This window comes from Myxococcus sp. NMCA1 (assembly GCF_026810205.1).
Lineage (GTDB): Bacteria > Myxococcota > Myxococcia > Myxococcales > Myxococcaceae > Myxococcus > Myxococcus xanthus_A.
This window is the reverse complement of sequence record NZ_CP113950.1, coordinates 9,207,528-9,233,831: the sequence shown is the minus strand read 5'-3', so window position 1 is coordinate 9,233,831 and position 26,304 is coordinate 9,207,528. Positions and strand designations below refer to the sequence as shown.

The 26,304-nt window shown below is 68.1% G+C and carries 18 protein-coding genes and 1 CRISPR repeat array; of the genes, 14 read left to right on the top strand and 4 right to left on the bottom strand.

Going from position 1 to position 26,304, the window contains the following annotated elements; translation table 11 throughout:
• The first annotated feature begins 42 nt into the window (after positions 1-42).
• The gene (locus OZ403_RS38265; protein ID WP_237077848.1) at positions 43-1,131 is read left to right on the top strand and encodes an AI-2E family transporter; all 1,089 of its coding nucleotides are present in this window, start codon (positions 43-45) and stop codon (positions 1,129-1,131) included.
• A 12-nt stretch (positions 1,132-1,143) separates the two neighbouring features.
• On the opposite strand, the gene OZ403_RS38260 is transcribed toward OZ403_RS38265, so the two are convergent.
• Positions 1,144-3,000 carry a serine/threonine protein kinase gene (locus tag OZ403_RS38260; protein WP_268783081.1) on the bottom strand — a complete coding sequence of 619 codons (1,857 nt, stop codon included), beginning with the start codon at positions 2,998-3,000 and terminating at the stop codon, positions 1,144-1,146.
• Between the two features lie 30 nt (positions 3,001-3,030).
• On the bottom strand, positions 3,031-3,954 hold the full coding sequence (locus tag OZ403_RS38255; RefSeq protein WP_268783080.1) for a DUF2381 family protein: 924 nt from the start codon (positions 3,952-3,954) through the stop codon (positions 3,031-3,033).
• A 324-nt stretch (positions 3,955-4,278) separates the two neighbouring features.
• Here OZ403_RS38255 and OZ403_RS38250 point away from each other — a divergent pair, with 324 nt between their 5' ends.
• From OZ403_RS38250 to OZ403_RS38190, 13 genes are all read left to right on the top strand, one after another.
• Positions 4,279-5,748, top strand: a complete 1,470-nt coding sequence (locus OZ403_RS38250; protein ID WP_268783079.1) for an SAVED domain-containing protein — start codon at positions 4,279-4,281, stop codon at positions 5,746-5,748.
• Positions 5,749-5,846: 98 nt separating this feature from the next.
• Positions 5,847-6,476 (top strand): type I-MYXAN CRISPR-associated protein Cas6/Cmx6, encoded by a 630-nt coding sequence (cas6, locus tag OZ403_RS38245; RefSeq protein WP_268783078.1) that lies wholly within the window; start codon positions 5,847-5,849, stop codon positions 6,474-6,476.
• Positions 6,476-9,013 carry a CRISPR-associated helicase Cas3' gene (gene cas3, locus OZ403_RS38240; RefSeq protein WP_268783077.1) on the top strand — a complete coding sequence of 846 codons (2,538 nt, stop codon included), beginning with the start codon at positions 6,476-6,478 and terminating at the stop codon, positions 9,011-9,013. The genes cas6 and cas3 overlap by 1 nt, the downstream gene beginning before the upstream one ends.
• Complete coding sequence (gene cmx8, locus OZ403_RS38235) at positions 8,901-10,442, top strand: type I-MYXAN CRISPR-associated protein Cmx8 (RefSeq protein ID WP_268784931.1); 1,542 nt, start codon at positions 8,901-8,903, stop codon at positions 10,440-10,442. Before cas3 ends, cmx8 begins: the two co-directional genes overlap by 113 nt.
• A 26-nt stretch (positions 10,443-10,468) precedes the next feature.
• Entirely contained in the window at positions 10,469-11,371 is a 903-nt protein-coding gene (gene cas7i / locus OZ403_RS38230; protein ID WP_140796100.1) for a type I-B CRISPR-associated protein Cas7/Cst2/DevR, read from the top strand.
• On the top strand, positions 11,372-12,070 hold the full coding sequence (cas5, locus tag OZ403_RS38225) for a type I-MYXAN CRISPR-associated protein Cas5/Cmx5/DevS (protein ID WP_140796099.1): 699 nt from the start codon (positions 11,372-11,374) through the stop codon (positions 12,068-12,070).
• 61 nt (positions 12,071-12,131) lie between these two features.
• Positions 12,132-13,793, top strand: coding sequence for a type I-MYXAN CRISPR-associated endonuclease Cas4/Cas1 (locus tag OZ403_RS38220; RefSeq protein ID WP_268783076.1), 1,662 nt, complete (start codon positions 12,132-12,134; stop codon positions 13,791-13,793).
• A 3-nt stretch (positions 13,794-13,796) separates the two neighbouring features.
• Positions 13,797-14,090, top strand: a complete 294-nt coding sequence (cas2, locus tag OZ403_RS38215; RefSeq protein ID WP_090495965.1) for a CRISPR-associated endonuclease Cas2 — start codon at positions 13,797-13,799, stop codon at positions 14,088-14,090.
• A gap of 250 nt (positions 14,091-14,340) precedes the next feature.
• A CRISPR array of direct repeats spans positions 14,341-17,376; the repeat unit is 36 nt; unit sequence GTCCCGCTCGCCGTGATGCCGAAAGGCGTTGAGCAC.
• Between the two features lie 386 nt (positions 17,377-17,762).
• The gene (locus OZ403_RS38210; RefSeq protein WP_268783075.1) at positions 17,763-19,103 is read left to right on the top strand and encodes a TIGR02270 family protein; all 1,341 of its coding nucleotides are present in this window, start codon (positions 17,763-17,765) and stop codon (positions 19,101-19,103) included.
• Positions 19,104-19,121: 18 nt separating this feature from the next.
• The gene (locus OZ403_RS38205; RefSeq protein ID WP_140796096.1) at positions 19,122-20,144 is read left to right on the top strand and encodes a DUF2169 family type VI secretion system accessory protein; all 1,023 of its coding nucleotides are present in this window, start codon (positions 19,122-19,124) and stop codon (positions 20,142-20,144) included.
• The gene (locus OZ403_RS38200; protein WP_237077846.1) at positions 20,126-21,178 is read left to right on the top strand and encodes a 3-oxoacyl-ACP synthase; all 1,053 of its coding nucleotides are present in this window, start codon (positions 20,126-20,128) and stop codon (positions 21,176-21,178) included. The genes OZ403_RS38205 and OZ403_RS38200 overlap by 19 nt, the downstream gene beginning before the upstream one ends.
• Positions 21,179-21,187: 9 nt before the next feature.
• Complete coding sequence (locus OZ403_RS38195) at positions 21,188-22,285, top strand: DUF4150 domain-containing protein (protein ID WP_140796095.1); 1,098 nt, start codon at positions 21,188-21,190, stop codon at positions 22,283-22,285.
• Between the two features lie 31 nt (positions 22,286-22,316).
• Positions 22,317-23,057, top strand: coding sequence for an SMI1/KNR4 family protein (locus OZ403_RS38190; protein ID WP_237077845.1), 741 nt, complete (start codon positions 22,317-22,319; stop codon positions 23,055-23,057).
• A 350-nt stretch (positions 23,058-23,407) separates the two neighbouring features.
• Here the strand turns inward: OZ403_RS38190 and OZ403_RS38185 are convergent, their stop codons facing one another.
• Positions 23,408-24,775, bottom strand: coding sequence for a hypothetical protein (locus tag OZ403_RS38185; RefSeq protein WP_268783074.1), 1,368 nt, complete (start codon positions 24,773-24,775; stop codon positions 23,408-23,410).
• Positions 24,776-25,035: 260 nt separating this feature from the next.
• Positions 25,036-26,256 (bottom strand): hypothetical protein, encoded by a 1,221-nt coding sequence (locus OZ403_RS38180; protein WP_140800855.1) that lies wholly within the window; start codon positions 26,254-26,256, stop codon positions 25,036-25,038.
• Between the last annotated feature and the right edge of the window lie 48 nt (positions 26,257-26,304).

Here is a 26,304-nt window from a genome sequence, read left to right as displayed (position 1 = left end):
CCGGTGCCATGCGCCGCTTCGTGCATAGGGTGCGCACGACGTATGGCCACCCTGGACCCTCCTTCTGCTTCCTGGCTCACGCGCGGCGCGCTGTTCAGCGGCAAGCTGCTCGTGATCGCGGCCGCGGTGGTGGCGCTCGTGCTGCTCCTGGCGCGGCTCTACCTCATCGTCCTGCCGACAGTGGCGGCGCTGCTGCTGGCGACGTTGCTGTATCCGCCCGTCCGGTGGCTGTCCGCCCACCGGGTGCCCCGGGCGCTCGCGACGCTGCTGGCGGTGTTGGTGCTGCTCCTGGTGGTGGCGGCCGGGGTGTTCCTGCTCGTGCCCCGCATCGTCCAGCAGGTCGGCGCGGCGGGCTCGAACGTGAAGGAGGGAATGGAGGGCCTCGTCGGGTGGATGACGCAGGAGCTCCCCGTGTCCCGGGAGCAGATCGACGGCCTGTTCGAGAAGGGGCTCGACTTCTTGAAGTCGAACCTGGGGCGCATCACCACCGGCGTGCTCGCGGGCGCCAACTTCGCCGCGCAGGCCGTGGCGGGCGGGCTGCTGACGCTGACGCTGCTGTTCTTCTTCGTGAAGGACACCGAGCGGCTCGGAGGCTGGGTGCTGGCGCGGGCCTCGCCGGAGCGAAGGGACACCGTGCGCGCGGTGGGCCTGCGCGCCTGGAAGACGCTCAGCGGCTACCTGCGCGGGGTCGTCACCATCGCGCTGGTGGACGCGGTGGGCATTGGCGCGGGCCTGGCCATCATCGGCGTGCCGCTGGTGCTCCCGCTGGCGGCGCTCACCTTCGTGGGCGGGTTCTTTCCCGTCATCGGCGCCACCCTGGCGGGCGGGGTCGCGGTGCTGGTCGCACTCGTCACCAATGGGCCGCTCGACGCGCTCCTGGCATTCGTCGTGGTGCTGGGCGTGCAGCAACTGGAGAGCAACGTCCTGGAGCCCGTGGTGATGGGGCGCGCGGTGCCGCTGCATCCGGTGGTCATCCTGCTGTCCATCACCGCCGGGGGCGTGCTCTTCGGCGTCGCCGGGGCCTTTCTCTCCGTGCCCGTCGCCGCGGTCCTCTCCGCCGCGGGCAACGAGCTGCGCCTGCGCAACGAGGCGCGTGTCCTGGAGAAGCCTTCGACGGTTGCTCCGCCGTGAGCCGGCGCTGCGTCAGGGGAAGTGGTCTACCACCTGGGCGTTGGACCACGGGTGCGCGCGGGTATGGCCGGGCCGTGAGCCCCGGTACTTGGACATGCCTGTCTCGTTGCCCAGGATGAAGCACACCGGGTACTCGCTGCCGTCTGGCGTCCGCGCGCGTGTGTAGCGGCCCTGGATTTTCTCGCCGCCGGTCCAGATGCGCCCGTACAAGAGCGTGTTGGCCGGGAGGCGGTCGATGGGCCCATCGAGCCGGCTGGTGATGGGGCCGTCGCTGACGACGATGCTGTAGTTCGTCTGGTACGAGTCGTCCGGCTGCTGGATGTCGAGCTGGATGTGCCCGCGGGACCTCAGGTCGAGCCCGAGCTGACGCATGGACTCCAGGGCTTCGGAAGGGCAGCGCGCGGGCTCGGGCCGGAGCTGCGTGCCTGAGCAGGCATTGAGACTGGCCGCGGTGAATGCAGCCAGCAGGTAACGGTGGAGTCGGGGGACACAGCGCGCGAGTGGCTCGGTCGTGGACATGGCATCTTCCGGCCATGGCGGCTCGGCGGTGGAAAACGGAAGGGCCGTGGCGGGCGAGCCAGTGTCGGCTGGTCCTCCGGTCTGCGCCAGTTGCTGAACGGGATGAGACGGAGTGGGGGCGGCATGAGGCGGGCCCGCGAGCGTCAGTCCCCAGGCCATGCACGCAACCAACGTCAGGGCTCCAGCGACTCGCATCCACCGGCTCTCGTGCCGCGGCTCCGGCGGGCCCGCTGGCTCCGTGCGAGGTTGCGTCTGGACCTCCGAGAACACCCGGCGCCGCAGCCAGCGGCCCATTCGATGGTGCTGAACCCGGGCCGCGCGTAGGGCCCTCGCATGGAGAAGGGCCACTTCTTCTCCCGGCGCCACGAGGCCCCAGGTGTCCTCGTCACATGTCGTGCGTGTCGCCGTGGAGGGCCCCTCGTACCAGTCGAACAGCGGGATGTCCCAGTCCGGTCCCGCGTGCGCCTGGGCCTGTTGGGCCTCCCGGGCGAGGCTCCCCGCGCTGCGCGGCCGGGCTTCGGGGGCGAACGCGAGCAGTCCCTCAATCCAGCTCGCGAGCGGCTCGGGCATACGTGGGTTGAGGGCTCTCAAGGTGGCGGACGTCACTGGGGAGTGCGCCTTGTCCAGGACGAGCGGCGGATACTGCTCCACCACCAACCGGTGAAAGGTGACGCCCACCGCGTACAGTTCGTCCGCCACCGTGTAGAGGTAGTGATCGGAGCGGGCGGTCTGCCGTGGAGCCTTCATGCTCCAGAGGATGGCCTGGGGGCTGCGATAGGGCCCGGTCCCGGGCGGCAGCCGCGCGGCGGAGGTGATGGGGGCGGCACGGGGATGCCAGCCCGCGCCCCAGTCCAGCACCACCAGCCTTCCGCGTTCCTCGACGCGAAGGTTCTCCCCCTTGAAGTCGCGGTGAAGTACCTGTCTGCGATGCGCGGCGTCCAAGGCCCACGCGGCCTGCGCCAACAGACTGGCGACGTGCCGCGCCGTCGGATTGCGTGCCCGAGACCAGTCGTACAGCGTGCGGCCTCGCACGTGCTCCATCACGAGGTAGGGATAGGCGGAGGCCCCGGCGCGCCAGGTCCCCGTTGCTTGCAGCCGCACCACGCCAGGGTGGCGGAGCAGGTGAAGCGTCCGTGCCTCGCGCTGGAAGCGGGGATCGCCGGGGGCGTGGGCCAGCTTGAGCGCATAGCTGCGGCCTTTGGGGCGTGAGCGCACTTCATACACCGTGCCATTGCCGCCGCCGCCGATGCGGCGCTCCACGCGCCAGCGCTCCACGCGCGTGCCGGCAGGCAGGGCATGAGGAGACAGCACGAGGGGGCCTGGGGAAGCTGCGTTCGACTCCAGTCGCATGACGGATTCCTTTGAGGCTATCGAGCACGTCTACGGTTTCAGTCGCGTCCATCGCGCGCCGCGGCGCCGGTCCGTGTCCCAAAGTTCCAGCGCGTAGGCGGGTGGCGGGCGCGTGGGGGCGGGCCACTGCACGACGGCGACCGCGCTCTGGCCAGGCAACAGACGCGGCTCCTGCAGCAACAGGGGCAGCTCCATCGGCTCGCCTGTTGGCCGCCCGTTCGAGTCCAGCGAGGTCAGCCGCGCAATGCCCGGTTGCCAGGGCGCCTCGCCCGGCGGGTTCTCCAGATTCACCGCGAGCGCTACCCACGAGCCGGAGCGATAGCTATCAAGCTGGCGGACCTTGAGCTCCGCCTCGCTGGCTGGGGTATCCATCCACGTACCGAGAACCCCCGTGATGCCGATGGCGCCAGAGAGAATGGCGCCCGCGAGGCCCGGGTGTGGCACCGGCCGACGCGCAATGGCCAGCCGGGCCTCCAGCAGTGCGTTGCGCTCACGCAGTGCCACCAGCTCGGCTTCCAGTTGCGCCACGGTAGCGGGGTGGCGCCGGACGTCGACGACCGAGTCCACCACGCTGCCCTCAGTGGTCAGCTCCAGGACGAGCCGTTGGGGCGCGGCCGCGTCCGTGAAGCGCAGCACCAGCGGCGGAACGCCCCGTGCGGGCATCGCGACGGCGGGCTGGAGCAGCAGATGCGTCCCCGTGACGTCCAGCCGGGTGAACAGCCCGCGTAGGACCTCGGGCAGCTCACCTTCCAGCACGGTGTCCGAGTCGAGCAGCACCGTCGTCACCACGCCGGGCGCAAGCCGGAGTCGCTGGACGGGCTCGCCCGCGCCTGCGCTCAGGACCATGGCCCGCTCGATACGCCGCCAACGCTTCGTGTTCGGCGTCTGGGCCAGCGCCGCCGTGCTCAGCAGGAGCACCACCGCCGTCATTGCCAACGAGCCAGGGGGGAACACGCAGGGGCAACCTCCAGGGTTCTAACCTACTCGACGGGGATGACACTGCGGGACGCTTGGAGGAGCGCGAATGTCCCGTTGTCTTCGAGGAAGAACGCGCTTCCGTCTGGCACCTCGGGATGGGCGATATCTACCTGAAAGGTAGTCAGAACCACGCAGGACGTTCAGGGGGCATCGGGAGCACTCCCTCCATGCGCCGGAAGAAAAATCACCGGGCCCGCGATGGGTTGCCCCGCGCGTTGGCGTCTTCCTTTTCGAGCGCCGCCTTCCATACCCCTGGAGAGGTATCCACCGCCGTCCCTGGCGTCGCTATGAGGGAGCGTCATGGGAGAGCAGAGCGCGTCTCGCCTGGAGGGCGACCGCTATCAGCATCTGTTGAGCTGGTACGAGCTGCTCCGGCTGCTCGACGCAGGCTGTCCCTTTCAGCACGGCTTCGTTGAGCACCCGGCGGCGGGCTCGGCGGATGACGTGACGCTGCACGCCCGGCCCGGTTCCGGCGTGGCCAGCCGATACATGCAGGTGAAGTGGCACGTCGACCACCGGGATACCTACTCCCTGGCGGGACTGGTGACGCCGCCTCGGGTGGGCAACTCCTTGCTGCGGAAGCTCCTGGAGAGCTGGTTGCTGCTGCGGCCCCTGGGGCCCGTCGAAATCTGGCTGTTGAGCAACTGGGCATCGGCGGCGGACCTGGGGCGCTATCTGCATGGAAGGGACCACTGCTTCACGGACGCGTTCTTCGAGCAGCCGCCGCGAGGCGCCCTGAAGAAACACTGGGCGGAGTGGGAACAACGGCTCGGTGTATCGGCTGAGATGCTGCGGGCGTTCTGCAAGGACTTGCGCTTGCGGCTCGGCGTGGGCGGCATCGCCGAATTGGAAGAGCAGGTGGACGACCGGATGGGGCGGCTTGGCCTGCGCATGGGACGGCAGCCGCGCGCCATCGCGGTGGACGGGCTCCGGGAGTGGATTGAGGTCGGCGGCGGCAGGAAGCACGTCACCCCGGAGTCGCTGCGGGATGCCATTCGCGCGTGGGGACTGCTGACCTCACGGGAGGACGTGCCCGCCGTGAGCCTCTGGATTCATGGGTGGGCGCGACGTGTGTGGGAGCAGCCTCCCACCGAGGAGCTGGACTGGACGCCTCACTTTGACCGCGACACGCGGGCGGTGCCGTCGGAGGCAGTGTGGCGGGACGTGCTGCTGCCTTCGCTGCTGGCTGTGCGACAGCGGCTGTCGAGGCGGCCTGACGGCGCGTTGATTGATCTGCGGGGCAAGCTGCCGTTGAGCACGGTGCTGGCGGTGGGCTTCCACTTCCCGGAGGTGGGCGGCTACCGCTTTCGCGTCGAGCAGCCCACGAGGGGAGAGACCTTCTTGTGGCGCTCGGACGCGAAGCCGTCTCCGCGCCGATTGCGTGTCACGGGGCACGAGGGCGACTCGGGCGCTGCGGGGCTGCTGGTGGTGTTCCAGATGACCGGGGATGCTCGCGCGGACGTGGAGCGCTTCATGGCCGAGCGGCCGGGGCACTTCCGCGCCGTGCTCTACCTGGAGCCGGAGGACGGGCCCCATGACGGCGCCGTCGGCGCGGACGCGGACGCGGTGGCGTTCGCCGTCCAGGCGCGTGAACAGCTCCGGCGCGCGCGCAACGAGCTGCGCACGGCGGTCACACATCTCATCCTCTATGCCCCCGCTGCGTGCTGCCTGTTCCTGGGCCAGCGGCTCAACGCAGTGGGCCCGGTCGTGGCCTACGAGCGCACCGGCTCAAGTGGGTATGCATACTCTCTCACATTGCAGACGGGGTGAACCTCAGGCCGCCGACGCCCGCTCACCGACTTCGTGTCGCGTTCTCTATTCTCCACACGTTTCCTGTTTCCTGATGCCGCTCTGGAAAGGTCGCTTTCATGCCTGCCATTGACCTGCTGTTCCCCGTGCAGGGCGGCCCGGTGCCGCTCGACCACGGCTACCTCTTGTTCTCCGCGCTCTCCCGTCACCTCCCCGCGCTGCACGAACGCAAGGATGTGGGCGTCTTCAATCTGCGCGGCAGGCGTAAGGACAAGCAAGTGCTTCAGGTTGACAAGGGAACACTGCGGTTGCGTTGTGGCCCGGGTGCGCTCTCCGACCTCCTGCCTCTGGCGGGGAGCACGCTGGAGCTCGCGGGCCGGGAGCTGCGCGTGGGAATGCCCACTGTCTACCCGCTGCTGGCGACACCCACGACGCTCTCGGCGCGAATCGTCACCTTCAAGCACGCGATGGACGAGGCGGCCTTTCATGCCTCCACGCTGAGGTTCATGACGGAGTTGGGCTGTTCAGGGACGCCCTACGTGGGGCGGCGGCGCATTGTCTCCATCGCCGGGAAGAAAGTGGTCGGCTTCGCGCTCACCGTGAGCGCGCTGTCTCCCGAGTCCTCCCTGTTGCTCCAGGAGCGGGGGCTCGGCGGCCGACGCCACATGGGCTGTGGCCTCTTCCTCCCTCCACGGCTGCGCGTGGCGCTGAAGGCGGGGGAGGGCGCGGCGGTGGGGAGCTCCATGTGATGGCGGCCTCCCATCTCCTGGCCAAGGGCGTTCGGCAAGGCGCCGCCCCCGTCACGCTCGAGGCCCACCTGCTGGACACGGAGCGGGCCGCCATCTCCCTGTTCGCGGGAGACAGCCGATGGGCTCTCAACTTCCGGCGCTTCTTCAAAGTGGAGGAGACCGCCGCCGCCCGCTTCCTCTTGAACCTGCGCCTCGCGTGCCTCTTCCATGACGTGGGGAAGGCCAACGCGGACTTCCTCCGGGCCGTAACGTTGAACGCGCCCGTGCTCCAGACGCTTCGGCATGAGCACCTGTCGGCTTTGATTCTCCACCTGCCCCAGGTCCGTCAGTGGCTGGCGGCCAACGCGGAGGTGGACCCCGACGTCATCACCGCCGCGGTGCTCACGCACCACTTCAAGGCCTCGGAGCACGCGGGCGAGTGGCGCTGGTGTCAGCACCGAGGGGCGGCGCGGTTCGCGCTGCACCTGGATCACCCGGAGGTGCATGCCATCCTGCTCCGCGTCGCGGAGGTGGCGGACCTGGGGCAGCCACCCGCGCTGCCGCCCGAGCCCTGGGGCCCGGGAGCGCCATGGGAGCCTGCCTATCTGAGTGGCCGCCAGGCCGCCCGACGGTTCCGTCCCGGCCGAGGCGACGATGGCTCCCGCGCTGCCTTGCTGCGTGCCGTGAAGGCAGGACTCATCGCGGCGGATGCCGCCGCGTCCGGGCTGGTGCGTGAAGGCCATTCCATTCAGGAGTGGCTCTACGACCTCACCCACATGCCAGCGCTGACCTCCGAGGACATCGCTCGCGGTGTCGTCGAGCGACGCATCGACTTCGTCCGGGCTCGGGAGGGCGGTTTCACGCCACGGGCGTTTCAGCTCGGCGCTGCGGAGCTGGGGCCGCGCGCGTTGCTGCTTGCCGCGTGTGGTACGGGCAAGACGCTGGCCGCCTGGATGTGGGCGCAGGCCCAGGCGCGGCGCATCGGCCGGGTCATCTTCCTCTACCCCACGCGCGGCACCGCCACGGAGGGCTTCCGGGACTACGCGGGGTGGGCGCCAGCGGATGAAGCGGCCCTGCTGCATGGCTTCGCTCGCTATGAGCTCGAAGGGATGCGGAGCAACCCGTCGGAGAGCACAGCGGGCAAGCAGTACACGGACGAGGCGGATGCCCGGCTCCATGCGCTGGGCCACTGGCACAAGCGCTACCTCAGCGCCACCGCGGACCAGTTCCTGTCCTTCATGGAGCACGGCTACACCAGCACCTGTCTTGTGCCGATGCTGGCGGACAGCGCGCTCGTCATTGACGAGGTCCACAGCTTCGACGCGCGCATGTTCGAAACGCTGGTGGGCTTCCTGAAGTCCTTCGACCTGCCCGTGCTGTGCATGACCGCCACGCTTCCGGCCTCGCGCCGGGAGGCGCTGGAGCGGAGCGGGCTGCGTGTCTATCCCTCCACCGAGGAGCGGGCGAAGCTCGAGGACCTCGAGTGGCAGGAGTCCCATCCGCGCTACCGGTTGGAGCCCGTCGAGGGTGAGGCCCAGGCGATGGATATCGCCCGGGAGGCCTTCAACGCGGGACACCGGGTGCTCTGGGTGGTGAATCAGGTGGCGCGCTGCCAGTCATTGGCGTCGCGGTTGCGCGCGGCGCTGGGGGAAGGCGTGCGCTGCTATCACAGCAGGTTCAAGCTCACGGACCGGCAGGAGGCGCACCAGCTGGCGGTCGCGGACTTCAAGCAGAAGTCGCGCGCGGCCATCGCCGTCACCACGCAGGTGTGCGAGATGAGCCTGGACCTCGACGCGGACGTGCTCATCACCGAGTTGGCGCCCCCCACCTCGCTGGTGCAGCGCTTCGGGCGGGCCAACCGCCATCTCTCGCGAGGGTTGGACTTCCAGGCGCGGCTCGTCACCTACGCGCCCCTGGGCGCCGCGCCCTATGCGGAGGCGGAGCTGGCGTCGAGCGAGGCCATGCTGCGCGCGCTGGGGTCGGGCGCTGTCTGTCAGCGACGACTCGCGGAGGCGCTGGAGGCGCACGCGCGTGGAGAGCCGGAGCCGTCGGGCTCCACGCGCTTCCTCGAAGCAGGGTACTTCGCGACGCCCGGCTCCTTCCGGGATGGAGAGGACTTCACGCGACCGTGTGTCCTCGACCAGACCTGGAGCAGGCGCGCGTGGCCCGGGTGGCGCGCGAACCCTGGGACGGGCTCATCGTCTCCGTCCCGAAGCGGTGCGTCGCGAAGGACGTGGCGCGTCCCCCGTGGCTCCCTGCCCACGTGGGGATTGCTCACGGCGCCGCCTATGACGAGTGGTCGGGCTTCCATGCAGAGGAGATTGCTTCATGAGCACCCGCACATCGAACCAGCGCGTCGCGGCGAAGCCGCCCGGGCGGACGCGCGCGGAGACGGCCCCCGCCGAGGCGTCCACCGTGCTGACGCTGGACTATTCGCTCGCGTCGCTGCCCAGCGCGCAGCACCGGGCGGGCCTCGCGGGGCTGGTCCTCATGCTGAAGTGGTTGGCGCGCCTCCCGGAGAAGACGCGTGGCATCGCCCGAATCCTCCACCTGGATGACGCGGGCGCGCGCGTGGAGTTGGACATCGAGGGGATGAGGCGCCTCTTCGACGAGCTGTACGCCGCGAGCATGGAGGAGCAGAAGGAGTCACAGCCCCGCAAGGACGAGCCGCCCCTGCGCGAGGAGGAGGTCGAACAGACGGACGCGAAGGGCAAGGTGAAGCGCAAGAAGTACTTCATCTACAAGGTGCCCGTCCCGCGCGCGGGGCTGTTGCTCGACCACGCGCCAGGCGCGAACGACGCGGGCCTGTGGGTGAAGCTGTGGCGGGACATGCTCTGGAGGACGCTGCGAGGCGTTCCCGCGACGCGCCTCCCCTTCATCGCCCGGGCGCAGGGGACAGACAATGGAGACGCGGAGAAGGCCTGGAAGCGGCTCACGTCGAAGAAGGCGGGCACGGTGCAGCTCTCCAGCACCGACTACCTCGGCGCCATGGACCGCAACGCGGATGGCGTCTCCTTCGAGGACGCTCCGCGTGAGTGGTTCCTCCTGCACTTCTGGCCCTACGTCACCCAGGTCCATGTACCCCGGGCGTTGAAGTTGAAGGACAAGGTCATCCAGGAGGAGCACGCGGGGTTCGCGTTGGTCATTCCCGACGTGGGCCTGCTCCAGTCCTTCTGTGAAGAGCTGCCGCATGCGCTGCGCGAGCGGAGCACGGAGGTGAGCGGCTTCCGGCCCCGGGCGGCGCTGGTGGACCTGGTGGAGGAGTCCGCGCTCATGACGGGGCGGCTGCTGCGCGAGCGGCTCTCCCAGACGGAGGGCGCGCGGGCCTACAGCGCGCTGGTGCTGGGCTACGAGCTCGCCCACCTCGACAAGGAAGGCAACAACGTTCGCACCTACAGCGCCTCGCGCTTCGAGCCGACGGTGTCCATGGTGGATGAATACCAGGCGCTCCAGCATCCGGCGCTGTGGGACCCGCTCTTCCGCCGCACCCGGCTCCAGAACCTGGTGGGGGGCAGGCCCTGGTACGCCGGCTTCGACCGCATCGCCTCCACCCTGCCGTACACGGCCACCTTCGGCGCCAAGGGCTTTCGCCATGACGCCCGGGTGTCTTTCGAGAGGAACAAAGACATGGAATCGAATGAATCCGCTGCCACGGGCCCGGGCCTGGAGCAGCTCGTGTTGCAGGTCGCGCGCACCTACGTGGGCCGCAAGCTGAAGCTCAAGCACGGCATGGAGTGGGACGGTGTGAAGGACGACCCGAAGAAGAAGGCGGACTACGAGAAGGAGAAGGAGCGCATCGCCCGGGACGCCTTCCTCGCCGTGCGTAGCAGGACGGGGCCGGACTTCATCGCGTACTTCGCCGGGACGCTGTGCTCGGTGCCCCACCACCTCAAGGCCGAGCAGTTCGTGCGGCTATCCCGCGCGCTGCACGAGCGCACCGAAGACGTGCGGACGTTGACCCTGCTGGCGCTCTCCGCCACCGCTTGAGCCTGTCTCATTCCCCGGAGCCTGACATGCCCCACAAGAACCTGTTCGCCACCGTCCTCACTTATGCCGCGCCCAGCTCCAACTACCGGGGGGAGAGCGAGGAGAACCGCACCGTCCTCCAGAAGATTTCGCGGGGAGGCGCGGAGCACACCGTCATCAGCCCGGAGTCCATGCGCAACGCGCTGCGGGAGATCCTCACGAAGTATGGCCTGCCCATGAACCGGCGCCGGCTTCACGACGAGGACCAGCTCGCCGTGGAGTTCAAGGAGTTCCCTCACGCGGAGAAGTACGCCGACGACTTCCTCTTCGGCTACATGGTCGCCGACTCGAAGGCGAAGAAGCCCGGCAAGTCGCATCCTTCCAAGCGGGACAGCGTGCTGCGGATGAACATGGCGGTGTCGCTGCTGCCCTACCGCTTCGACGCCACCTTCCACCAGTCGCCGCTCAACGCGGGGGAGAGCCCGTGGAAGAACTCCGCCAACTCGGCCCTCTTGCATCGCGAGGTGGCGTACACGGCCTATCAGTATCCCTTCGCGCTCGCCGTGGGGGACTGCGTGGCGGTGCCGGAGGGGAAGCGGTGGGCCACGCAGCTCCTGAAGGCCCTGGGTGAGCTGTCTGGTGTGGCGGGAGGCCACGCCCGGAGCCTCTTTGAAATGGCGCCGCGCAGCGTGGTGGCGCGCCTGACGCCCTCGCTCGTGGCGGGGTACGACAGCTACGGCTTCAACGAGGAGGGGAAGTTCCCGGAGCTGTCGCGCCTGGTGGGGGGACCGCCGGACCTGGACGCGCGCGAGTTCTGGCTGGGCGGTGAGCTGGTGCGGAAGATGGAAGCAGAGCAGCGGCGGGCGCTGGAGGCGCGGGGCGCGCACCTGCACGACAACCCGCAGGCGCTGCTGGAGAAGCTCGCCACGGCCGCGTTCTCGGAGGCGTAGATGGGACGCCTCTGGTTGCTCGCCCAGGCGCCTTTCGCGGCGTTCCGGCCGCTCCAGGCGGGGGTGTTCCGCTCCACGGCGCCCTTCATGCCCCCGTCCGCGGCCTATGGGCTGGTGCTCAACCTGGCGGGGGTGGAGACGCGCGCCCCAGGTCCGGAGGCCACCACCCGGATGCGCGACGACTGTCCTTGTCTCCGCATCGCCGTGGGGCTGGTGGGCACGCCGCCCGAGGTGTCCAGCCTCTACCAGCAGCTCCACACCTACCCGGTGGGGAACTCCGGCCAGGAGCTCAAGGCTCGGACACACGGGGCGAAGTACTGGATTGTCCCCGTGCGCAGGGAGCTGCTGGTGGGCCTGCGGGCCGTCGTGGGCGTGGAGTGTGAGGACGATGCGCTCCTGGGCCGCGTCAGCGCGGGGCTGCGGGGGGAGGGGGCCGCGCGGTATGGGCTGCCCTTCGCGGGAGACAACAACTTCCTCTTCGACAGGCTGGACGTGCTGGAGGCGCCGCCCGAGGCGCGCTGGTACGCGCGGCTGGAGCCCGGCGCCGAGCCCCGGCGCGGCGCCTACCGGATGACGGTGGGCATCAACCGGGAGGATGCCAGCCGGACGACGCGCGCGCTGATGGCGCCCTTGGAGGTTCCCACCCGGGAGCCACCCGAGCGGGCCTGGACGTGGACGCCCCGGGCGCCTGCTTCCTGAGCCGCGCGCGGTCGCGGAGGTCTCACACGTCGTGTTTCCAGGGGGCGGGGGGCCCCAAGGCATGAACGCACCATCCACGAGTCCGAAGTCTGTCGTCGGCGAGCCGTCCATCCGCACGCACGCGCTGCACGCGTTGGCGTACTGCGAGCGGCTCTTCTACCTGGAGGAAGTGGAGGAGCTGCGCGTGGCCGACGCCGCCGTGTTCGCGGGGCGGAGGCTGCACGTCCTCCTCCAGGAGGAGGGCGAGCGCGTCGAACTGGAACTGGTGAGCGAGGCCCTGGGGTTGCACGGCCGGGTGGACGCAGTGAGGACGCGGGAGGGGACGCTGGTCGTCTACGAGCACAAGCGCGGACGCCACGCGCCTGGCGGCGACGCGCCGGAGGCGTGGCCGAGCGACCGGCTCCAGGCGGGGGCCTACGCCCTCCTGGTGGAGGAGCGCTTCCCGGGGGCGCCGGTGGAGTGCCGGGTCCGTTACCACCAGACGGATACGACGGTGCGCTTCCCGTTGGACGCGACGCTGCGGGGCGCCGTGGCGGCGGCCGTGGCGAGGGCCCGGCTGCTGCGCGCGTCGCGGGAGCGGCCACCCGTGACACAGGAGGAGCGCAAGTGCGCGAAGTGCTCGCTGGCGCCCGTGTGCCTGCCGGAGGAGGAGCGGCAGGTGGCGGGGGAGGAGCGGCCCCGGCTCTTTCCGGAGGATGATGTGCGGCAGGTGCTGCACGTCGCGACACCCGGGACGCGGGTGGGGCGCGCGGCGGAGGAGTTGGTGGTGACGCCGCCGGAAGGGGAGGGCGCACCGTCGAGGCAGCCAGGGCGCATGGTGTCGGCGCTCATCGCGCATGGGGCGGTGCAGGTGAGCGCGCAGGCGCTGGCGTACTGCGTGGAGAACGACATCGGCGTGCACTGGTTCACGTCCGGGGGGCGCTATCTGGGGGGATTGGGCGGCGGAGGAGGCAACGTCCACCGGCGGCTGCGTCAGTTCGAGGCGCTACGGCAGCAGGACGTGTGCCTGGGGCTGGCCCGTCGCCTAGTGTCGGCGAAGCTGGAGGGGCAGCTCCGCTTCCTGCTGCGCTCCTCGCGAGGGGACTCGGAGTCGCGTCAGGTGTTGGCCTCGGCGGTGCGGGACCTCCGGGCGCTGCTGCCGAAGTGCGAGGAGGCGCCGTCGCTGGAGGTGCTCCTGGGGTTGGAGGGCGCGGGCGCGGCGCGGTACTTCGGCGCGCTGCCGTACCTCCAAGGCGACGACGTGGACGCGCGGCTGCGCTTCGAGGGGCGCAACCGGCGGCCTCCGAGGGACCGGTTCAACGCGGTGCTTGGCTTCTTGTATGGCCAGGTCCACCGGGAGGTGGAGGCGGCCATCCGGGCGGTGGGGCTGGACGTGGCGTTTGGCTTCTACCACCAGCCCCGGGGCACGGCGGGGCCGCTGGGGCTGGATGTGATGGAGCTGTTCCGAGTGCCGCTGGCGGACATGCCGCTGGTGGCTTCGGTGAACCGGCGGGCGTGGGACCCGGACGCGGACTTCGAGGTGACGTCCGAGCACGTCTGGCTCAGCAAGGCGGGGCGGGCGAAGGCCATCGAGCTGTACGAGCGGCGCAAGCGGGAGACGTGGAAGCACAACGTGCTGGGGTACTCGCTCAGCTACGCGCGGCTGGTGGAACTGGAGGTGCGGCTGCTGGAGAAGGAGTGGACCGGCAAGCCGGGGCTGTTCGCGACGTTCCGCTTGAGGTGAGCCATGGCCGAGCCGAGGCGTTGGTATTTGATTACCTATGACATCCGCGACCCGCGGCGGTGGCGGAAGGTTCATGCCCTGCTGAAGGGCTATGGGGAGTGGTTGCAGCTCTCCGTGTTCCGTTGCTCGCTGACGGATCGGGACCGGGAGAAGCTGCGCTGGGAACTGTCGCGGCGGATGGATGCCGTGGATACGTTGCTGGTGATTGGGCTGTGCGGCGGGTGCGTGGAGCGCGTGCGCGCCATCAACGCGAAGGAGGACTGGCCGGAGGAGCCCGCACCGTTCAAGGTGCTGTAGCGTGGGCGACAATCAAGCACCTCGCCGTGGCGGAGGTCCGTGACGGCGAAAGTGGCGGATTCCCCTGTCGTTTCATGGGGTTGAGGCTCTTTGACAGGTGAATAGGTGCATGATCGATGAAAAGCCGAGTGGTTTCATGGGGTTGGCGATTTCGGGTAGGGTCTGAAATGGCCAACCTAGGGAAAGGAGGGGGAGGTGCTTGAAAAGGGGCTTGTAAGGTGCCGGAATTGCTGGGAAATTCAGGCGGGCTGTCCCGCTCGCCGTGATGCCGAAAGGCGTTGAGCACTAGAGGGTTCGCCAAGCGCGACGTCTGGGCGGGAGCGTCCCGCTCGCCGTGATGCCGAAAGGCGTTGAGCACTTTCGGTGTTCTATTGCTGCAAACAATTTTCATTGGTCCCGCTCGCCGTGATGCCGAAAGGCGTTGAGCACAGGCCGCAGTAGACGGCTTTGCCACCGGACGTGGGGTCCCGCTCGCCGTGATGCCGAAAGGCGTTGAGCACTTGGGCCGTCGCCGCACGGGTGATGGCTGGCTCGGTCCCGCTCGCCGTGATGCCGAAAGGCGTTGAGCACGAGTTGGGCCTCGGTTTCGGGCAGGGGTGGTTCGGTCCCGCTCGCCGTGATGCCGAAAGGCGTTGAGCACTCATCTGGTACTTCTGAAATTCACGACTCTCTTGCGTCCCGCTCGCCGTGATGCCGAAAGGCGTTGAGCACCAGCAACTGCACACAGGGACACCGATGCTGGGAAGCTCCGGTCCCGCTCGCCGTGATGCCGAAAGGCGTTGAGCACGTCTACGCCGGTGCCACGCCGTGGCACGGTATCGGAAGTCCCGCTCGCCGTGATGCCGAAAGGCGTTGAGCACCCGCTACAGGTGGCCGAACTCAAGGCCCTGCTGGTCCCGCTCGCCGTGATGCCGAAAGGCGTTGAGCACAGACGCCGCCCAGCATTCGCGATAGAGAAACAGGAGTCCCGCTCGCCGTGATGCCGAAAGGCGTTGAGCACACCCCCTTTTCGTCATGGTCATCATGGACCGCGTCCCGCTCGCCGTGATGCCGAAAGGCGTTGAGCACCTGCGGTTACGGTAGTAAACAAGCGCGGGAAGTAAGTCCCGCTCGCCGTGATGCCGAAAGGCGTTGAGCACGTGGAGCGCGGCGAATGGCGTGCCGCGAAGCCGGTCCCGCTCGCCGTGATGCCGAAAGGCGTTGAGCACCGGGTATCGAGCGCTGAGCTCAACCACTCAAGGAAGTCCCGCTCGACGTGATGCCGAAAGGCGTTGAGCACCAGTCGATGGAGTGGGGACAGAACCTGCTCATCGAGTCCCGCTCGCCGTGATGCCGAAAGGCGTTGAGCACGAGATTCCGGCGCCACGGCCAGAAGCTCCGATGCCCGTCCCGCTCGCCGTGATGCCGAAAGGCGTTGAGCACAGAGGGTGGTGGCGGATTCGACCGAGAGGCGAGCGAAGTCCCGCTCGCCGTGATGCCGAAAGGCGTTGAGCACGCCCATCCTCGGTACTGACTGCACAGCTTCTGCCGCGTCCCGCTCGCCGTGATGCCGAAAGGCGTTGAGCACGGCAATGACCTCTTCCCTGTCGAGGTCACGGTTGGTCCCGCTCGCCGTGATGCCGAAAGGCGTTGAGCACCGCGCTCGCAGCTCGCGCTCAGCGGCTCCACGTCCCGCTCGCCGTGATGCCGAAAGGCGTTGAGCACGAGTTGTATGTGGTGAGGACTTGGGCAGGGGTGTAGTCCCGCTCGCCGTGATGCCGAAAGGCGTTGAGCACTTCGTCCCTCTGTTGATAAGGGACACACCTTCGTGGTCCCGCTCGCCGTGATGCCGAAAGGCGTTGAGCACGTCTTCTTCTCGTTCGACTGGTGCTCCAGCTCCTTGTCGTCCCGCTCGCCGTGATGCCGAAAGGCGTTGAGCACTCCAACTTTGATTCAATCGCCGCCAATCGCCCTGGTCCCGCTCGCCGTGATGCCGAAAGGCGTTGAGCACATGCTGTCGCGGCCATGGTGCGCGGCGCACTGACGGTCGTCCCGCTCGCCGTGATGCCGAAAGGCGTTGAGCACGTGGACTCGACGTCAGCCTCCAGCGGCTGCGGCGGGGCCCGCTCGCCGTGATGCCGAAAGGCGTTGAGCACTTGGTGCTGGGCTCGAGGTACAGGTTGTACCGTCGGTGGTCCCGCTCGCCGTGATGCCGAAAGGCGTTGAGCACCCGAACTCGAGAGGCATGAACTTCTCCGGCGCCTCGTCCCGCTCGCCGTGATGCCGAAAGGCGTTGAGCACAGGAACACGCTCTCCAGCGTGCCCGACAGCTCGGTCCCGCTCGCCGTGATGCCGAAAGGCGTTGAGCACTCCAGGTGGAGGGAGGACCACCGCGCCGCGTGCTGTCCCGCTCGCCGTGATGCCGAAAGGCGTTGAGCACACGCGGCCCTTGTGGACCTGCGCAGCGGCAAGTTTCAGTCCCGCTCGCCGTGATGCCGAAAGGCGTTGAGCACGCTTCTGCGGCTTTTGTGAGCGCGTCTGCTGCCTTGGTCCCGCTCGCCGTGATGCCGAAAGGCGTTGAGCACAGGTCGGCTTTGAACTGGTCGAAGTTCTCGACAAGCGTCCCGCTCGCCGTGATGCCGAAAGGCGTTGAGCACCGAAGCGCCGCGACGCGAAGCACCTGGGCCGGCTCCGTCCCGCTCGCCGTGATGCCGAAAGGCGTTGAGCACAAGTTCGTGCAGGACGACATGGCCTCAACGTTCTGTCCCGCTCGCCGTGATGCCGAAAGGCGTTGAGCACCACATGCTGCCGCTGCGCGTTGATGCGCGCTACCAGTCCCGCTCGCCGTGATGCCGAAAGGCGTTGAGCACTCTCCTGACGGCCGTGTGCCCAGGAGAACTTGTGCGTCCCGCTCGCCGTGATGCCGAAAGGCGTTGAGCACTGGAACAAGCAGCGAACCTCGTTCGAGTACACCGAGCGCACAGGGGCCCGCTCGCCGTGATGCCGAAAGGCGTTGAGCACCGGCAACCGAAGACCTGGGCGACGACGTGTACCGGTCCCGCTCGCCGTGATGCCGAAAGGCGTTGAGCACGGGCGAAACCGACGCAGCGGCGCAGCGTCGGGTCGTGTCCCGCTCGCCGTGATGCCGAAAGGCGTTGAGCACGTGGAAGCTGATTGGGATGCGGGAGTTGTCTGGATCAGTCCCGCTCGCCGTGATGCCGAAAGGCGTTGAGCACACGAACGGCGACGGATGTTCGATGACGAATCGGCGGTCCCGCTCGCCGTGATGCCGAAAGGCGTTGAGCACGGGGAGTGGGTGGTTGAAACGCAAGTCCCGGCTTCGTCCCTCTCGTCGTGACGCCGAGAGGTGCCTGGTGCCTCCGCCTCGGGCAAGCCTCACGAGGTTCCATGGCCTCTTCGCTCCAGGCGATGAACTGCGGCCATTTCTGGTACCCCAAGCAGGTGTGGAGGGGGCCAGCGCGGGCTGCGCGGCCTGAAGCATCCCTCGGGCGGCTTTGTCAGCGGCTCTCCTCGGACCCTCTGCTTCCTTCCCCTCCGCGGGGCCCCTATCACTCTCATGGGGCATCGGGAGGCGGCCGTAGTCAGGCAACAGGGGCGTCATGAACGCTCCTTGCTAGCCCGCAGAGTCTTCAGCGGAAGCCAGGTGTCGTCCCCCATTCCTTACGTCTGGGTATGACGGCTCCCTACCTTCCTGCGAGTCAGCCATTGGAACTAGAATCACGGCAGCAGTCCAAGGGGGGGGACATGGTGCTGGTGGACGTATGGGAAGAGCATCTTGACGAAGCCTCCTTTCACTGGGAGCAGTGGGAGCGAGCCCTGGTGGCTCCCGACTTCACGCTGACGGAGACTGCGGAGCGCGAGGAGCGCCTGCTGGCCCACCTCGAAGGACTGGGGGATGCCGCCGCACTCTCCCTGGTGTTGCGCCCAGCCTTCGACTCCGAGGAACTTTCACGCCAGAGCGCGGCGACGTACGCATTGCTGTCCCTGGGCGGGCTGGATGAATCGCTTGCACGATTCCAGGGGGCGTCGACGGAGGTTCGCGCCGGGATCCGCCGCGCCTTGGAGCTGAGTGAGGCTCCCGGCCTCGGCGCACAGTTGAGGGAGGTGCTGAAGAGAAACGACTTGGACGCGCAGGCCCACGCCCTGGAAGCGTTGGTCTTCCGCCAGGAGGTGCCACCGGAAATACTGGCCCGCTTCTTCATGCACGATGAGCCCCGAGCGCGAATGGCGGCCCTGCGTGCGGCAATGCCCCTTCCCGAGGATGCCGTGAGCAGGCTGTTGCCGGCGCTGCTTGACTCCGCCCACCCTGGCATCCGCGCGGCCGCGATGGAAGCGGGCTTGGCATCAGGCGTGCGGCTGGCCTGGGACGCGTGTCGCAAGGCGGTGCAGCGCCGCGAGCCGGGCATGCCCGAAGCCCTCACGCTCTTCGCGCTTGGCAGCGCAGATGCGGACACTGCCCTGCTGGTGGAACTGCTGCAGTCACCAGAACTGCGTCCGGATGTCCTATGGGCACTGGGATTCAGTGGACGCGTGACGGCCGTGGAAGCCTGCCTGGAATACCTTGCGGAGCCCTCGGTGGCGCGCTTGGCCGGCGAGGCCTTCTCAACCATGACGGGCCTGCGGCTGGAGGGCGCATATGCACTGCCGCCAAGGACGCATCCCGAACCATCGGATGACCCGGACGCAAGCCTTGAGCCCAGGCCTGAGGATGACTTGCCCTGGCCTCACGTGGCCGCCATCACCGCGTGGTGGAGTGAGGCACGCAAGCGCTTCGACAAGGGAACGCGTTATTTGCTGGGACAACCCTTCAGCGGCTCCGTCCTGGTGGACGCGCTGGAATCCAGCCCCATGCGGCGCCGGTACGTTCTAGCGCGAGAGCTGGCCATTCGCACTCGCGGCAAGCACGTCATCCCGACGCGCGCCTTCTCCCGCCGCCAGCGCGTGGCCCTTGCGAATGCCCGAGCGGACTGCGCGCACGTGCGGGACGTGCCACTCATCCATACCCTGCGTTGAGGCCAGGAGCGATACGCAATGCCCGCCCTCAAGAACTTCACCCCGTTCGCGGCCACGGACTTCCTTTCCCTGACGAAGCAGGGCGAGGAGTGCCTCGTCCTCGTCGTCGCGGGCAGCTTCACCCTCCCCCTACCCGGGCGGCTTGCCACCACGCCGTTGTCCCCGTGCGACGAGCAGGTTCCTCCACCGAAGGCCGACGCGTATTGGGGCGAGCCAGAAAATTCGAGCCTCCGCTACGAGTCCCAAGCCGCATACACCCGGATGGCTACCGATGTGCTGCTACACGGCCGTGCGTGGGCACCCCGAGGCCGCAAGGTGACACGAACGCAGGTGACGGTGCGGGTGGGCGCACTGGAGAAGCAGGCCCTCGTTTCGGGCGCACGCGTCTGGTACCGGAGCCTCGTGGGCCTGAGCGCGTCGGACCCGCTGCCCTTCGAGTCCGTGCCGCTTCAGTACGAGTACAGCTTCGGCGGTACCTCCGCGGCCTGGCGCGAGGCGCGAAACCCCGTGGGCCGGGGCTGCTACGAGAGCGCGAAGGACGCCATCGACAAGCCTCTCCCCGCCATCGAGGAGCCCCTGCATCCCATCCACAAATGGACGGACCGGCCGCCGCCGTGTGGCTTTGGCCCAGTGGCGCGACACTGGCAGCCTCGCCTCGGGTGGGCGGGGACGTACAACGGGGCGTGGGTGGAGCAGCGGGCGCCGCTCTGGCCCGAGGACTTCGACGACCGCTTCCTCCAGACGGCACCCCAGGCGTTGCAGGCCTCGCCTTACCTCCGCGGCGGGGAACTCGTGGCGCTGGATGGCGTCTCACCGGACGGCCCCATCGCATTCACGCTTCCCTCGTTCCGTCTGCTGGCGCGCTGCACCTTTGTCCGGCGCCGTGAGCGTCGGCGCATGATGCTCGACACGGTGTTGCTGGAGCCGGAGGAGCGCCGGGTAGTGCTCACCTGGCGCGCGACCTTCCCTGCTCACCGAGAGCTGGCCACGCACGAGGTCAGCTCCGTGCGGTTGCTGGAGCCATGGGAGGACGTCTCGTGAGCGGCGAGCTGGTGGTGGGCCTCGGCATGTGTACGCCCGTGGGTACTTCGACGCGAATGACGCTCGCATCCCTGCGCGCGGGACTCGTGCGCTTCGCCGAGACATCTGTCAAGGACGCCCTGGGCGAGCCCGTACGCGCTTCGCGACTGAGCCTGCTCACACCGTCCCTTTCGAGGACACGGCGCATGGCAGCCCTGGGACGGCAGGCGCTCTCGGAGTTCCTCCCATTGTTGACGGGCCTGCCCGGTGGGCCCCTGCCGCTGTATCTCGGATTGCCCGAAGCCGGCATGGGAGCGGAGGTACAGCAGGAGTCGCTGCTGGCGGATTTACTGGCGGACACGGGAGGACGCCTACGGGTGGTGAAGACGTACGCGGCGGGGCGGGCTGCATTCTTCGAGGCCCTCACCGCGGCCCAGGTGGACCTGCGCTCCGGGAAGGCAGGGGCGCTCGCATTGGTGGGGGCCGTGGACTCGCTGGGCGACCCCACATCGCTGGAGGCACTGGTCTCGGCGCGGCTGACGCTGGGCCCAGTCAACCGGGACGGGAGGATTCCGGGCGAGGCCGCGGGATTCGTCGCCTTGGCACGCCCGGGCGCGACGACGTCACTGGGACTGGAGCCCCTGGGCGTGCTGCTCGGCACGGCGCTGGGCGTGGAGCCAACCCCGTTCACCCAACAGGCCCCCAGCATGGCGGAGGGCCTGACCAAGGTGCTGCGGCAGTTGCGGCAGAGCAGGGAGGCCGGGGCACGGCGGGTGGATGGCGTCCTGGCTTGCCAGCCGGGAGAATCCTTCTGGGGTACCGAATTTTCCCGGGCGTACCTACGCAACACAGCCCTGATGCCCGAGCCCCTGTGCGTGGAAGTGGCGGGAGAGGGCCTCGGGGACGCAGGAGCGGGCACGGGCCCCGTCATGCTGGGTGTGGCGCTGCACCGGGCGCGGTGGAAGCAGCGCGGTGGCCGCAGGACGCTCATCTACGGAAGTTCCGATGGAGGTCGCGTCGGAGCGTGCATCGTGGAGCTGATTCCGAGGAACTGAGGAGGAGCCATGACCAAGGTCTTCGCCAATGGGCGCTCGATTCTGCATAAGGGTGCAGGCAACACGCATGTTTCGGCGGCGCCGGACGTCTGCAAGGTCCCGACACCGGCAGGGCCGGTGCCTACGCCATTCGTCAACTCCGCCCAGGACTCAATGCTCGCGAAGGGGAGCAAGAAGACGACGATTGAGGGCAACCCCGTCGCCTTGACGAGTTCCGAGCTGAGCACCAGCTCCGGCGACGAACCGGGCACGGCCGGTGGACTCATCTCTTCCAAGTTCAAAGGAAAGATGACTTGGGGCAGCGGCAGCATGGACGTGAAGGTGGAGGGCAAGGGCGTGGTGCGATTCCTCGACCCGACGCTACACAATGGGAACACCTTCAACACGAGCTTCATTTCCGCAGGGGGCACCGGCCTGGTCTATGGTGACGACCCCGTCGACGGGAACATCCGGTGCCCCAACTGCAATGAAGACAAGGCAGAGCACCGCCTGCCAGAAACCCACCTTTCGCTGACACAAGCCAGGAAGCTTCTCCGGGAGTTACTGAAAGTGACCCGAGAGAAGAAGCTTTCGATCCTCAAGACAGATGTCGACGAGGATGGCTCGGAAATCTTTAGGGGGTACATGATTGGCGTGCTCATCTGCAGGCTCAATCATAAAATCTACGCCGCAATGTCCGGCTCTTACTATCTCGATGGATTTGGCGAGGCCGTCAACCGGTTGCAAACCCAAGATGGGAGATGGAGCCTCTGTCAGCCACTCGCCAAGGGCGCGCTGATAACCAATCCCAGAGGCGACGAAATCCCCCTGAGTTCGTTCCGCCAAAAGAAGATTGGCAAGAACCTGCCCGGCGTCTGCGCGGGACCACAGCTCGTCCAGAAGGCGCTGCGGGAGGGACATATCCCCTCTTCCATGTCCGAGCTCTGGTTCCGTCCACGAATCCTGAAGCGCTTCAAGCAGCCTGGCGTGACGGTCACAGTCGAACATCTTCGGAACGGAGAGTACGTCAAGAAGGACTTCCGACACCGCGAGAGCGTTCCCTCGTGCGACACCTGCAAGGTGGTGTTGACGGAGATGCTCTGCGACATCAACAAGAAGTCATGCTGAACTCTCTTGCTCCCGTTTGATGCCCTACGCCATGAAAGAACTGCTCAATTACATCAATGGATTCGAACCCGCATTTTCCAGTCAGGCCCAGGGAGCGTCGGCAGTGGAGGTCTCCCGACTCGAGAGCCTGCTCAAGCGGCCCCTTCCCTCCCACTACAAGGACTTCCTCCTCAGCATGGGACGAAGCATGGGAAGCCTCCGCGAGGAAGATACCGACTTCGCTATCGGCCGGATCCTGAAGTTCTACGAAACGAGCAAGCGGCGTCCTCCTCGGAGGTACATCTTCATTGGCGCCCAGCTCGTGGACACCTACGGGAGGTTCTTGCTCGACTGCGGGGAGGCCACGGAGCAGGCTGACTGTCCTGTTGTCCAGGCGGACCCTGAAGAGCCGTTCAAGAACGAGGACCACATCGTTCCCCTGTATGGTTCCTTGAAGGACATGCTCTTCCTGCTGGCCTTCAGCAGGAAGCGGATGGCCCTTCTGGAGCATCGGCGACGGTTCCTCCCTTCGCTCGTGAGCAGCGGAACGGGGAATGTCCGAATCGTGGCGCCCTCCTTGGTGGGAGCCATCGACGAGACGCTTCTCCAGCTCGGCTTCCAGAAGCTGCCCCATACCAGCCCACTGACTCCGCTCTACGAGCGCGGTGACGCAGCCTTCTACGTCGACCGTTCTTCACTGGGAGGGGGACTGTCCGCCGAGTTGGCGGCACGAGATGAGCGAGAATTCGGGAGGCTGGTCGAAGTCATCCAGGATTCTACGACTCTTGTATAGTACTACCCGGTCAGATGAATCGAGCGCGGTCGCCCCGTGTTGACGGAGCATGACGCCCGCCCAGTTTACGCGGTCGTGTCCCCGCCCCTCTGCACGTCATTGGCCGGATGGATACGGCCGCCGTTGCCATCCCAGAGGACGGCAAGTCCCGCTCGCCGTGATGCCGAAAGGCGTTGAGCAATTTTGCGAGAACGCCAGGGTCGCTGTGAAGTGGCCGTGATGGGCTCCCTGGGCGCATCCCAGCGTCTGAAAGAGTCGTTGACCGGACGCCTATCCCCCCGAGCCCCCGCTTCTCTCCTTGTGAAAACCGTTGGCAGAGGCCCTGACCCCAGGTGGCTCCCTTCAATGCTTCAGTCCGTGGATGGTAGCCGCAGAGCCTTGCTGATTGCTTCGTTCAGTTCCCTCTGGAATGCCGGAAACCGTGAGGTGCTCGTGCGCAGGGCTTCCGCCCACGCGGGCAGCGCGGCTGTCGTCACGGGGCCGGCCTCGAGCTCCACGCAGCACGCCACGAGTATCGCCGCCTGGCTGTAATGGCCGCGCCGCTTCTCACGGAGGATGTCTTCGGTCCTTCGCGTGGCGGCGGCCTTCATGGCCTCGAGCAGCGTCCGGCGGTCCGTTTCCGAGCATCTGCTCATGACCCCGGCGCGCTGAAGCAGGTCGCGCAGCGTCGGGGTGGGGAGCTCTGGGGAGGACGGCGTGGGGGCAGGTAGCGCCAACGACAGCGCTTCATGGGCCGAGCCGGGGCGCGCGTCTCCGAGCAACCAGGCGAACGCGGGAAAGAGCACGTGACCGGGATGCTCGTCCTGTGACCAGCCCAGCCCTGGCGCCTCAGAGAGAAGCCTCGCGGCGTCGTTCAGTTCACTGGTGAGCAGGTGGAGCAGTCCGATGAGGCTGGGTACTTTCGTCGTCGGCTTCCCGAGCGCCCTCGCCGCCCGGTCGCGAATGGCCGCCGCCGAGGGGGCACCGGAGACCAGCCAGCGCAAGAGCCGCGGGAGCGACGGTGCGCCGAGCCAGGCCGCCTCGAGCTTGTCGATGAGGTCCGTCGTGCCGAGCCGCTGCGCGCACAGCGCGGCTCCATCAAGGAAGTCACCACGGGAGTAGCTGTCTCGGACGAGCGCGGCGCATTCCTCGAAGGCGCGCAGCGCCTGTTCCCAGTCGCCAGCGGCGACGAGCGCGTCGCACCAGGCGTGTGCCGTCGAGGGCTGTCGCGTCGCCCGGGCCAGACGCGCCAGGCCCGAGGGCCCCTCTCGCCGGACAACCGCCGCGCGCAGCCAGCGCTCGCGAGGGGACTCCCATTCCCCGCCAGGTCTGGCGTCGCGCTCGAGGCGCGCGATCCAGAGGGTAAGAAAGCCGGCGAGCTCCGGAGGGTTTCCGCCCAGCGAGGCCGCGACTTCGTCGAGTGGGTCATCCACGAAGGAGAGCCCCTGCGCCGCGTCGAGCGCCTGGAGCACCGCGTCGGCACGCTCAGCGAGCGGAGTCGTCACGTACACGGTGGTCACAAACTGACGGATGCATTCGTGAAGATTCACGGAGAGCACCTCGTCGGCCAGCTCATCCTGCCCGAGATAAATGTCTCCGTTGCGAATGGGTTCGAGCAGCGCCGCGAACACCACGCGGGCAGCGTGGTAGTCACCCGCGAGTGAGGCCGTGAGCGCTTGCCGGAGGTGATGGTCGGCGGCGGAGGGCTCCGCCTTTCCAGCGCGGCGCGCGGCGGCCACGAACGCCGTGGCCTCCTCGACGAAGGTTGAAGGTGGCGCCGCTGGCTTCCATCCAGAGGCGCTCCGGGCAGCACGCTGGAGCAGCAGGTCTTCGAGGTCCGCGCGGGGCCCCTCATCGAGTCGGTCGAGCGCATCGCTCACGAAGGTCCGCAGCTCCTCCGTGGAGAGCGCGGCCAGGGCCTCCACGAGCGTCGAGGCGCGCTCCCCGCGCACGGCACGTCCTCGGTATCGGGGGCGTCGTTGCATGGTGTCCAGGGCCTCTACGAAGCCAGCTCCCTGGCGAGCGCCTTCGCCACGAAGTCCTGCCCCGGTCCTCCCGCCGCGAGCAGTGCCCGGATGCGGGCACTCGCGCCAGCGGTGTCGCCCAGCCGCTCCGCCGCCGCGAGCGTCGCCTGGTACGCGTCGTACACATCGAGACGCGTGACCTCGTAGCCATAGCCCTGCACGAGCCAATGGAGCGCGAGCAGGCCCGCTTCCAGGGCGAAGGTGGGCTGCGTCTTCGCGAAGGCGTGGGCCGCGCGCGTCAGCGTCTTCGGGTCGCAAGGCGTCTGGCGCGCGAGGCCGAGCGCCTCGTCGTAGAGGCCCGCGTCCTTGGCGGCCGCGAACCACTTGCCCTCGTCCCCCGGTGTGCTGCTCACGAGGTCCGCGAGCACCTCGCCCGCGGCCTTGTGAGGATACTTTTTGGCGACGGCGCGAAAGGTCGCCAGGTAGGTGCCTCCTTGGTTCGCGAGGAGGCCATAGCGCTGGTACGCCTCTTCGGCGCGCCCCGCGGCGAGCAGCAGGGCCTCGCAAGCGCGCGCCACGGCGAAGGGGGCGTCGTTCAGCCCGCGCTCCGCCTCGGCGTAGCGGAGGGCCTCCTCCGTCCGGCCCTGCGCCGCGAGCGCCTTCACTCCGTACTGGCGGTCATGCCACATCTTGTACGGCGCCAGCTCCAGCAGCGCGAGCACCTCGTCGTAGCGCCCGGCGGCGACGAGCGCGCTCAGACAATTCGTGGTGCCCTTGAAGAAGCCGCGCAGGTCGGGCGAAGGCGACCAGGACAGCCGCACCGTGCCGATGAGGTTGTCGGCCCAGGCCGAGGCGACGTCTGGCGCCGCGCACAGCGCGCCCCAGTGGTTGCCGAGCGATTCGATGTAGGGGATGTCGTCGGCCTGGTAGGCCTCCCAGAGCCGCTCCAGCCACGCGTCGCGGGTCACCGCATCCACGGGCGCGCTCGCGATGAGGGGCACGAGCGCGTCGATGGCATGGTTGACGGCCGCGCCAATGGCACCCGATGAGCCATCAACGTGCGCCAGCGCGGGGGACACGCGCTCGATGAAGAGGACCGCGCCTTCCGCCGCGAGCACGGGGGACTTCTTGGCGGCCTGCTTGATTTCCGTCACCGCCTGCTTGATTCGGGTGATGGCCGGCTGCGACTTCCAGCCGAAGGCGTGACGGCGAAAGCGCGCCTTGAACTCCCACTTGTGTGACACGGCCTTCACCATCACCGAGTGTCCTCCTGGCCGTGAAGGGGGACTGGCGCACCCGGCACG

Bases quoted from the DNA above. Each gene is read 5' to 3' on its own strand.
- OZ403_RS38250 (WP_268783079.1), top strand. From the start codon at position 4,279: ATGGGAGAGCAGAGCGCGTCTCGCCTGGAGGGCGACCGCTATCAGCAT.
- OZ403_RS38200 (WP_237077846.1), top strand. From the start codon at position 20,126: ATGGGAGGACGTCTCGTGAGCGGCGAGCTGGTGGTGGGCCTCGGCATG.
- cas5 (WP_140796099.1), top strand. From the start codon at position 11,372: ATGGGACGCCTCTGGTTGCTCGCCCAGGCGCCTTTCGCGGCGTTCCGG.
- cas2 (WP_090495965.1), top strand. From the start codon at position 13,797: ATGGCCGAGCCGAGGCGTTGGTATTTGATTACCTATGACATCCGCGAC.
- OZ403_RS38265 (WP_237077848.1), top strand. From the start codon at position 43: ATGGCCACCCTGGACCCTCCTTCTGCTTCCTGGCTCACGCGCGGCGCG.
- OZ403_RS38205 (WP_140796096.1), top strand. From the start codon at position 19,122: ATGCCCGCCCTCAAGAACTTCACCCCGTTCGCGGCCACGGACTTCCTT.
- cas7i (WP_140796100.1), top strand. From the start codon at position 10,469: ATGCCCCACAAGAACCTGTTCGCCACCGTCCTCACTTATGCCGCGCCC.
- cas6 (WP_268783078.1), top strand. From the start codon at position 5,847: ATGCCTGCCATTGACCTGCTGTTCCCCGTGCAGGGCGGCCCGGTGCCG.
- OZ403_RS38260 (WP_268783081.1), bottom strand. From the start codon at position 3,000: ATGCGACTGGAGTCGAACGCAGCTTCCCCAGGCCCCCTCGTGCTGTCT.
- cas3 (WP_268783077.1), top strand. From the start codon at position 6,476: ATGGCGGCCTCCCATCTCCTGGCCAAGGGCGTTCGGCAAGGCGCCGCC.
- OZ403_RS38195 (WP_140796095.1), top strand. From the start codon at position 21,188: ATGACCAAGGTCTTCGCCAATGGGCGCTCGATTCTGCATAAGGGTGCA.
- OZ403_RS38190 (WP_237077845.1), top strand. From the start codon at position 22,317: ATGAAAGAACTGCTCAATTACATCAATGGATTCGAACCCGCATTTTCC.
- OZ403_RS38180 (WP_140800855.1), bottom strand. From the start codon at position 26,256: ATGGTGAAGGCCGTGTCACACAAGTGGGAGTTCAAGGCGCGCTTTCGC.
- OZ403_RS38220 (WP_268783076.1), top strand. From the start codon at position 12,132: ATGAACGCACCATCCACGAGTCCGAAGTCTGTCGTCGGCGAGCCGTCC.
- OZ403_RS38210 (WP_268783075.1), top strand. From the start codon at position 17,763: ATGACGGCTCCCTACCTTCCTGCGAGTCAGCCATTGGAACTAGAATCA.